The organism is Cellulomonas massiliensis JC225, from assembly GCF_000312005.1.
GTDB lineage: Bacteria > Actinomycetota > Actinomycetes > Actinomycetales > Cellulomonadaceae > Cellulomonas > Cellulomonas massiliensis.
Map to the genome: position 1 here is coordinate 479,078 of NZ_HE978588.1, position 8,191 is coordinate 487,268.

Genomic DNA, 8,191 nt, shown 5'->3' on the forward strand with positions numbered 1-8,191 from the left:
GGGCGCCGCCGCGCTGCTGCGGCGCGCGCTGGCGGTCGTGCTCGCACTGGCCGTCGGCGCGGCGGCGGCGTGGTGGTACGCGCAGCGCGAGGGGCTGGCGCCGCCGCCCGGCACGATGACGGCGGCGGACGTCGCGTTCCTCACCGACCTGCTCCTGGTCCAGTCCACGACCGCCGAGGCGCTCGACCGCGTCGAGGGCCGGGTGGAGGACGCGCAGCTGGCCTCGCTCGTCGCGGCGATCGCGGCGACGGAGACGGACGAGCGTGCGACCCTGCGGCGCTGGATCGACGAGGCCCCGGTCACGGCGAAGGTGGCCGACGGGCACGCGGGCACGCACACCGGCGGGCACGGCGGGCACGCGCCGCCGGCGGTCGCCGACGAGCGGATCCTCGGGGCGCTGGCCACCGCCACGGGCACGCAGCTGCGGACGCTGCTGTCCAGCGTGCTGCTCGCGCACCAGCAGGCGTCCGCGGAGCTCGCGCAGGACGCGCTGCCGCGCCTGGGCGACCCCGAGGTGCGTGCGTACGCCGAGCGCGTCGTCGAGAGCCGGCGGGGCCAGGTCCAGCTGCTGCTGAGCCTCCAGCAGCAGCCGACGGGCTGAGCGCGGCGAGCCGCCCGCGGCCTTGACGGCGAGGGCGCGGGCCCCGCTACGGTGGTCGCTCCTCCCGCAGCACGGCCGCCACGCGGCCCCGGGTCCCGCTCGCCGGGCCCGACGAAGACGGGAGGGCCACCATGCCCCCAGCCACACCACGCCGCCGACTGCTGCGACGGCGGTCCGTCCCGCTGCTGCTCGCGCTCGCGCTCGCGTTCCTCACGGTGCCGGCCTCGGGCGCGTCGGCGCACGGGTACGTCTCGGCGCCGCTCAGCCGCCAGGCGCTGTGCGCGAACGGCACCGTGAAGGACTGCGGCCAGATCCAGTGGGAGCCGCAGAGCGTCGAGGGGCCCAAGGGCCTGCGCAGCTGCTCGGGCGGGAACGCCCAGTTCGCGGTGCTCGACGACGACTCGAAGGGCTGGCCCGCGACGAGCGTCGGCACCACCACCACCTTCACGTGGGTGTTCACGGCGCGGCACCGGACGGCGAGCTTCGAGTACTGGATCGGCGGGACGCGGGTCGCCAGCATCTCGGGCAACGACGCCCAGCCGCCGGCGACGCTGAGCCACACGGTGAGCCTCGCCGGCTTCACCGGGCGGCAGAAGGTGCTCGCCGTGTGGAACGTCGCGGACACCACCAACGCGTTCTACGCCTGCATCGACGTGCAGATCGGCGGCGGCACGACACCGACGCCCACGCCGACCCCGACGCCGACCCCGAGCGCCACGCCGACGCCGACCGCGAGCCCGACAGGCTCCCCGACGCCGACGAGCGGCCCCACCGCGCCGTCCGGCACCTGGGCGCCGTACACCGCGTACACGGCCGGCCAGACGGTCACCTACGGCGGCCGGTCCTACACGTGCCGCCAGGGGCACACGTCGCTGCCCGGCTGGGAGCCGCCGTACGTGCCGGCGCTCTGGACCGCCGGCTGACGACGGCCGCGAGCCGCGGAAGGGCCACCGCCGCCCCGGTGGCCCTTCCGCCTCGGGCGCGCACGGCGCACGATCGACGGATGACCTCGCCCGCTGCCGCTCCCCCGACCCGCACGGACGCGCCCGTGCCGCCCGCCGTGCTCGCCCTGCGCGCCGCGATCGACCCGGTGCCCGGCTACCTCGACACCGCGACGTCGGGGCTGCCGGCGCGCGCGACGCTCGAGGCGATGCGCACCTCGCTCGACGCGTGGTCGCGCGGACGGATCGACATGGCGTTCTACGACGGGTCGGTCACGCGGGCGCGGGAGGCGTTCGCCTCGGTGGTGGGCGTGCCGGCGTCCTGGGTGGCCATCGGCGGGTCGGCCTCGCCGCTCGTCGGGATCGTCGCGGCCGGCGTGCCCGACGGCGGCCGCGTCGTCGTGGTCGACGGCGACTTCACGTCGGTCGTCTACCCGTTCCTCGTCCACGCGGACCGGGGCGTCGTCGTGGAGCACGTCGCGCTCGACGACCTCGCGGCCGCGGTGCGGCCGGGGGTCGACGTGGTCGCCTTCTCGCTCGTCCAGTCGCGCGACGGACGGGTCGCCGACGTCGAGGCCATCACCGCCGCGGCCGAGCGGGCGGGCGCGCTGACGCTCTGCGACGCGACCCAGGCGGCGGGCTGGCTGCCGGTCGACGCGCGCCGGTTCGACGTCACCGTCGTCGCCGCCTACAAGTGGCTCTCCGCTCCTCGCGGCACGGCGTTCCTCGTCGCCCGCCCCGACGCGGTCGAGCGGCTGCGTCCACTCCACGCCTGCTGGTACGCCGGCGAGAAGATCTGGGGCTCGGTGTACGGCCCGCACATGCGCCTGGCGGACGACGCGCGCCGGTTCGACTCCTCGCCGTCGTGGCTGTGCTGGGCCGGGGCGGCGCCCGCGCTCGAGGCGTTCGCGGCCGTCGACGTGGCGCAGGTCCACGCCCACGACGTCGCCCTCGCCGACGCCTTCTGCGCGGCGCTCGGCCGCCCGCCGGCCGGCTCGGCGATCGTGTCGCTGCCGGACGACGACGAGGGCACGCTGCGCGCCCGGCTCCTCGCGGCGGGCTGCCGCGTGGCGGGCCGCGGCGGCGGCGTCCGGCTGGCGTTCCACCACGGCAACGACCCCGACGACGTCGCGCGGGCCGCGGCGGCCGTGCGCGGCTGACGCCCGGCGGCCCCGCTACCGTCGGGCCATGGACGTCGCCGGCCTTCTGCTCACGCCCGGGGCGGGAGCCACCCGCGACAACCGGACGCTGGTGGCCCTGGAGCGCGTGCTCGACCCGCTGCCCGTGCGCCGCGTCGACCTGCCGAGGCAGGCGTCCGCCGCGGTCCGGGTGGTGCGCCAGGAGGCCGACCGCCTGGCCGACGAGCTGGGCGTGGACCCGGCGCGCGTCGCCCTGGGCGGCCGGTCGTTCGGCGGCCGGATGTGCTCGACGGCCGTCGCCGAGGGGCAGCCCGCTGCGGCGCTCGTCCTGCTCTCCTACCCGCTGCACCCGCCGGGCCGTCCGGAGCAGCTGCGCACCGCGCACCTGCCGTCCGTCGGGGTCCCGATGCTGGCCGTCTCGGGCGAGAAGGACCCGTTCGGCTCCCCCGACGAGCTGCGCCACCACCTCGCCGCGGTCGCCGGGCCGTTCACGCTCGAGCTCGTGCCGGGAGCCCACTCGCCCGCGGCCGACGTGCGGGTCGCGACGATCGTGCGCGACTGGCTCGCCGGCTGAGGGCGCCGGGCGCCGGGGCGGTCAGTCGAACGACGGCGGCGCCTGCAGGTCCCAGGCCCGGAACAGCACCGCGTGCTCGACGCCGAGCGCGCGGCCCTGCTGCGCCATGACGGCCGGCAGGAAGTCCGCGGGCGCGGGGTGCCACGGCAGCGCGGCGAGGTACTGCGCATGGGCCTCGAGGGAGCGCACGCCCGCGGCCAGCGGCCCGCCCGTCACGTCGACCCCGTGCGTCGGGCGCGGGTCGCCGGAGACGAGCAGCCAGCGGGCGGACCACGGCTCCGTGCCGGGGAAGACCCAGCGGTTGCCCGCGTCGCGCACGGCGTCAAGCGTCGCGAGCCCGACGGCCCGGTGGTCGGCCATGTTGAGGCCGGCGACGAACTCGAGCTCCCAGCTGCCGGTGAGCACCACGTCCGGCTGGAAGCGGCGGATCTCCTCCGCGATGTCGCGGCGCAGCGCGAGCCCGTACTCCAGCACGCCGTCGGGGTGGTCACGGAACTCGACGTGCGTCACGCCGACCTCCGCCGCGGCGGCCACCTGCTCGGCCGAGCGCAGCTCGCGCGTGCGGTCGGGCTCGATGCCGTCGATGCCCGCCTCCCCGCGCGTGAGCAGCAGGTACCCGACCTCGACACCGCGCGCGGTCCACGCGGCGACGGCGGCGGAGGTGCCGTACTCGACGTCGTCCGGGTGCGCCACGACGCAGAGCACGCGCCGGAACGTCTCGTCGGGCAGGGCGGGGAGCGGGGTGCGGGGCTCGTCGGCGGCCATGGACGCAACGTAGGCCCGTCCGCCCGCGGAGCGCACGGGGTGGACCGGCGCTCGTCGAGCGCCTGCTCGCCTGACCCGTCACCACCCGCGCAGCTCGGGCTCCGGGCCGAGGTAGGCCTCGAAGTCGGCGCGCTCGTCGTCGGTGAACGCCCGGGGCTGGTGCGACGCCCGGTCGAGCTGGACCATCCGCGAGCGGGCGCGCAGCACCACGGTCGCGCCGTCGACGATCTCGTAGGCGAAGTCCACGGACGAGCGTCCGAGCCGGGCGACCCACACCTGCACCTCGAACGGGGCGAGCCGGAACGTCAGCGGCGCCAGGTAGTCGATCTCGTGCTTGACGACCACGAGCAGCGAGGCCGTCATCGCGCCGGACTCGTCGACCCCCATCCGCGGGAAGACGGTGAACCGGGCGTCGTCGAGGTAGCGCAGGAACGCGGCGTTGTTGACGTGGCCGAACAGGTCGACGTCGGACCAGCGGACGTTCGTCGTGAGGCTGCCGCGACGGTGGGTCGCGGGGGCGTGCGGGTCCGTCGACGTCATGGACGCACGGTACCCAGCGGTTGCCTGCGACCCGCTCGCGAGCCGGCGGTGACGGCGTCCCGCCCCGTCCCGGGCACGTGCTCAGGTGGCGAGCGCCCGCTCGAACGCGGCGAGCAGCGGGGGCGAGAAGAGCACGAACCGCACGAGCCCGACCGACGCCTCGCCGGCCGGCGGCACCCAGGAGCGGACGGCGCCGGCCGCGACCTGCGCGACGTCGTCCGCCGCCCAGCCGTAGACGCCGGCGCTCACCGCGGGGAAGGCGACGCTGCGCGCGCCGAGCCCGGCCGCGACGTCGAGGCTGCCGGAGAAGCAGGACGCGAGCAGCGCCGGGTCGGTCTGGCCGGCGTGGCGGTTCGGGCCCACGGTGTGGATCACCCACCGGGCGGGCAGCGCGAACCCGGGCGTCGCGACGGCCCCGCCGACGGGCAGCCCGTCGGGCAGGGCGCTGCGGCGCAGCTCGCGGCAGGCCTCGAGCAGGCCGGGGCCCGCCGCCCGGTGGATCGCGCCGTCGACCCCGCCGCCGCCCAGCAGCCCCGAGTTCGCGGCGTTGACGACCGTGTCGACGTCCTGGCGCGTGATGTCCCCGAGCACCGCCTCGATCCGCATGCGCCCATCCTGCGGCCCAGGCCGCGACCAGGCCTGCGGGGCGACGACGCGGTGCCGGGGACCGGTGGACGGCCGCGCACAGGGAAGGCCCCTCGGACGCTTACTCCGAGGGGCCTCGACCGGTTCCCAGCCTAGGCACGCCACCGCGCCGAACGGGTGAACGACGCGCGGACTGTCCACAAATTCCGTCCACACCCCTGTGTCCGGCCGGTGTTCCCGCAGGTCCCCCTGTGGACAGCCCTGTGCAGCCCGCGGTGGACAAAAGTCGTGGTCAGAGCCCCCTTGCGGCCCGTTTCCGGGCGGGACTAGAACTTCCCCATCGACCTCGACGAGGACGGGAACCGCAGAGAAGCAGCCCTTCGGGGCGGTGGGCAGGCGGGGACCGGAGACGCCGGGGACGGGCCGACCGGAGAACGGGCGACCACCCCGGCAGGGCAACCTGCCGGACCGCGGATGACGACGCGGGGGTCGCAACGGACCAGGAGGCCGATCGCAGTCGTCCCGCCCGCGGCGGACCGGTTCGCCGGACCGTCGGGTGCCGGGGCGAGCCGCACCGTCAGCGCGGCGTGATCACCGGCTCGCCGGTGAGCCACCGGTTCGCCGGTGGGTCATCGGACGTCGGACGGCAGGATCCCGGTTCGCCGGGTGAGAGCCGGACGGCGACGGTCGGACCGGCTCGCCGGACCGACCGGTCGGACCGGCCTGGTGCGCCAGGCCGGCCGGATCGTCCCGACGGGGTCCGCCCCGTCGACCCGACCCGGACCGGAAGGGCTCACCCCCTCCGGCCGACGAGCACGGTGGACGTCCCGGTCCCCGGGACGGACGAGACCTGCGGTCACAGGAAGGGCCCCTCGGACGCTTACTCCGAGGGGCCTTTTCTGCTGCCCGGGCGCGGACGCTCAGCCCGGCGCGCTCTCGACGAGCAGCGTCACCGGCCCGTCGTTGACGAGCTCCACCGCCATGTCCGCGCCAAACGTCCCGGTCGCCACCTCCACGTTCCGTGCGCGCAGCGCCTCGACCACCGCGTCGACGAGCGGCTCCGCCACCGGCCCGGGCGCGGCGGCGTTCCACGTCGGCCGGCGGCCCTTGCGGGTCTCGCCGTAGAGCGTGAACTGGCTGACGACGAGCACCGGTGCGCCGGCGTCGAGCACCGAGCGCTCGTCGCGCAGGATCCGCAGCTCGGCGATCTTGCGCGCGACGTGCTCCACCTGGGCGGGCCCGTCCCCCGGCGTGACGCCGACGAGCGCGAGCAGCCCCGGACGGTCGATCGCACCCACGACGACCCCGTCCACCGTCACCGAGGCCCGGGTGACGCGCTGCAGCACCGCCCTCACGCGAGCGGCCCGAACGTCGCCCGCACGTCGCCGACCGGCACCCCGTGCCCGAGCACGGGCGTCCGCCCCAGCGGCCCCACGACGTCCTCGGGGACCCCCGCCGCGACGAGGGCGGCGGCGAGCACCGCCGGGCGCGGCCGGGCGGCGCCGTCGAGCACCTTGAACGCCAGGCACGAGCCGTCCGGCAGGCCGGCGGCGTACACGCCCTCCGCGCCGTCCTTGGCCACGAGGCCGGGCACGGCGGTCATGAACGCGGTCGCGTCCCGCCCCGTCCCCGCGACGAGCCACGGGTGGCCGGTCATCGCGCGCGCGACGCGGGCGAGCGGCCCGTCCGGCTCGTCGTGCGGGGCGCGCGCGACCCGTCCGAACGCGCGCGCGAGCCCGACGAGGCTCGTCGAGAACAGCGGCGCACCGCAGCCGTCGACCGTCGTGTGCCGGACCGGCTCACCGGTCAGCGCCTCGACCTCGTCGTGCACCGCCCGCTGCAGCGGGTGGCCCGCGTCCAGGTACCCCGCGGGCGACCAGCCGGCGGCGACGCAGGTCGCCAGCATCGCGGCGTGCTTGCCCGAGCAGTTCTGGGTCAGCGGCTCGGGCCCGTGGCCCGCGGTGCGGCGCTGCCAGGAGGCGTCGGGGTCGAGCGGCCAGTCCGGGGTGTTGCGCAGGTCGGCCGTGGTGAGCCCGTGCTCGGCGAGCGTCCGCTCCACGACCAGCAGGTGGCCCTCCTCGCCGTTGTGGCTCGCGCACGCGAGCGCCAGCTGCTCGTCGTCGACCTGCAGGCCGGAGCGCAGCATCGCCACCGCCTGCACGGGCTTGAGCGACGAGCGGGCCCACACCGTCTCGGCCGGGTGCCCCAGCACCGCGCGCTCGGCGCCGTCCGGGTCCAGCACGACGAGGTGACCGAGGTGCACGGACTCGACGAGCCCGCCGCGCCGGACGCGCGCCAGCGGCACCGCGCTGGCGGCCACATCGGGCTCGAAGGTGGTCACCAGCCCCCCGAGGACGGGCCGCGGGGGCCGCGCCGGCGGCGGGAGTACGGGGCGACGGCGGGCCGGACGTCCGTCAGGTACACCGCGGCGCCGACGGCGGGCAGCAGCGCGAGGTACACGGGGATGAGGTACGCCGGCGGTGCGGCCAGGAACGAGACCAGCACGCACGCGCCGAGGATCAGGCCCCAGAACGTCTTGGTGCGCTTGCCGGCCGAGACGAACGCGCTCGCCGGGCGGACGAGCAGGTCGATCAGCGCCCAGGCCGAGAGCCCGAAGATGACGAGCAGCAGCGCGCCGAACACGAACAGCTGGATGATGCGGACCGATCCCACGGGGTGAGCCTACGAGACGACGGGGCGCCGGGCGGGCTCAGATCTCCGGGAGTGCGCGTCGCGCCGTCGCCGGGTCGGCCCCCGCCGCCTCGGCGAGGTCCACCGCCAGCGAGCGCAGGAGCAGCACGAGGCTCTGCGCCTGCCAGTCGTCGGGGGCCAGGGCGAACGGGTCGAGCGCGCCGGCCGCCGCGACCAGGTCGTCGGCCGCCCGGCTCGGCGTGCGGCCCGTCCCGACGGCGGACGCGAGCTCGTCCGTCGCCCGCGCGAGGCGGTCCACGACGACGGCCACGGCGCGCAGGTCGTGCGCGGGCGCCGCGGCGTCCGGCGCTCCGGCGGTGCCGGCGGTGCCGGCCTGCGGCGGGACGCCGGGGAC

The 8,191-nt window shown here is 77.0% G+C and carries 10 protein-coding genes and 1 pseudogene; 4 read left to right on the forward strand and 7 right to left on the reverse strand.

Features of this window, described 5'->3' with window-relative positions; all coding sequences use genetic code 11:
• From HGCM_RS16490 to HGCM_RS16495, 4 genes are all read left to right on the forward strand, one after another.
• On the forward strand, nucleotides 1-601 hold a 601-nt coding region (locus HGCM_RS16490), incomplete at its 5' end, for a DUF305 domain-containing protein (RefSeq protein ID WP_019135258.1).
• Nucleotides 602-732: 131 nt separating this feature from the next.
• Nucleotides 733-1,524 (forward strand): lytic polysaccharide monooxygenase, encoded by a 792-nt coding sequence (locus HGCM_RS02210; protein ID WP_019135259.1) that lies wholly within the window; start codon nucleotides 733-735, stop codon nucleotides 1,522-1,524.
• Between the two features lie 80 nt (nucleotides 1,525-1,604).
• A complete protein-coding gene (locus HGCM_RS02215; RefSeq protein WP_019135260.1) occupies nucleotides 1,605-2,702 on the forward strand; it encodes an aminotransferase class V-fold PLP-dependent enzyme in 1,098 nt (365 codons plus the stop codon).
• Between the two features lie 28 nt (nucleotides 2,703-2,730).
• On the forward strand, nucleotides 2,731-3,255 hold the full coding sequence (locus HGCM_RS16495) for an alpha/beta hydrolase family protein (RefSeq protein ID WP_019135261.1): 525 nt from the start codon (nucleotides 2,731-2,733) through the stop codon (nucleotides 3,253-3,255).
• 21 nt (nucleotides 3,256-3,276) lie between these two features.
• On the opposite strand, the gene HGCM_RS02225 is transcribed toward HGCM_RS16495, so the two are convergent.
• From HGCM_RS02225 to HGCM_RS02255, 7 genes and pseudogenes are all read right to left on the reverse strand, one after another.
• Nucleotides 3,277-4,020 carry a PIG-L deacetylase family protein gene (locus HGCM_RS02225; RefSeq protein WP_019135262.1) on the reverse strand — a complete coding sequence of 248 codons (744 nt, stop codon included), beginning with the start codon at nucleotides 4,018-4,020 and terminating at the stop codon, nucleotides 3,277-3,279.
• Between the two features lie 78 nt (nucleotides 4,021-4,098).
• Nucleotides 4,099-4,560, reverse strand: coding sequence for an acyl-CoA thioesterase (locus tag HGCM_RS02230; protein ID WP_019135263.1), 462 nt, complete (start codon nucleotides 4,558-4,560; stop codon nucleotides 4,099-4,101).
• A gap of 81 nt (nucleotides 4,561-4,641) precedes the next feature.
• Nucleotides 4,642-5,166 carry an O-acetyl-ADP-ribose deacetylase gene (locus HGCM_RS02235; protein WP_019135264.1) on the reverse strand — a complete coding sequence of 175 codons (525 nt, stop codon included), beginning with the start codon at nucleotides 5,164-5,166 and terminating at the stop codon, nucleotides 4,642-4,644.
• An 899-nt stretch (nucleotides 5,167-6,065) separates the two neighbouring features.
• Nucleotides 6,066-6,500, reverse strand: coding sequence for a D-aminoacyl-tRNA deacylase (gene dtd / locus HGCM_RS02240; RefSeq protein ID WP_026075204.1), 435 nt, complete (start codon nucleotides 6,498-6,500; stop codon nucleotides 6,066-6,068).
• The gene (locus HGCM_RS02245) at nucleotides 6,497-7,486 is read right to left on the reverse strand and encodes an asparaginase (RefSeq protein WP_147572583.1); all 990 of its coding nucleotides are present in this window, start codon (nucleotides 7,484-7,486) and stop codon (nucleotides 6,497-6,499) included. Before HGCM_RS02245 ends, dtd begins: the two co-directional genes overlap by 4 nt.
• Complete coding sequence (locus tag HGCM_RS02250) at nucleotides 7,483-7,818, reverse strand: DUF2516 family protein (RefSeq protein WP_019135267.1); 336 nt, start codon at nucleotides 7,816-7,818, stop codon at nucleotides 7,483-7,485. Before HGCM_RS02250 ends, HGCM_RS02245 begins: the two co-directional genes overlap by 4 nt.
• 37 nt (nucleotides 7,819-7,855) lie before the next feature.
• Nucleotides 7,856-8,191 (reverse strand): annotated as a pseudogene (locus HGCM_RS02255) (hypothetical protein); the annotation flags it as partial.

Bases quoted from the DNA above. Each gene is read 5' to 3' on its own strand.
- HGCM_RS02210 (WP_019135259.1), top strand. From the start codon at position 733: ATGCCCCCAGCCACACCACGCCGCCGACTGCTGCGACGGCGGTCCGTC.
- HGCM_RS02215 (WP_019135260.1), top strand. From the start codon at position 1,605: ATGACCTCGCCCGCTGCCGCTCCCCCGACCCGCACGGACGCGCCCGTG.
- HGCM_RS02235 (WP_019135264.1), bottom strand. From the start codon at position 5,166: ATGCGGATCGAGGCGGTGCTCGGGGACATCACGCGCCAGGACGTCGAC.
- HGCM_RS02230 (WP_019135263.1), bottom strand. From the start codon at position 4,560: ATGACGTCGACGGACCCGCACGCCCCCGCGACCCACCGTCGCGGCAGC.
- HGCM_RS02225 (WP_019135262.1), bottom strand. From the start codon at position 4,020: ATGGCCGCCGACGAGCCCCGCACCCCGCTCCCCGCCCTGCCCGACGAG.
- HGCM_RS16495 (WP_019135261.1), top strand. From the start codon at position 2,731: ATGGACGTCGCCGGCCTTCTGCTCACGCCCGGGGCGGGAGCCACCCGC.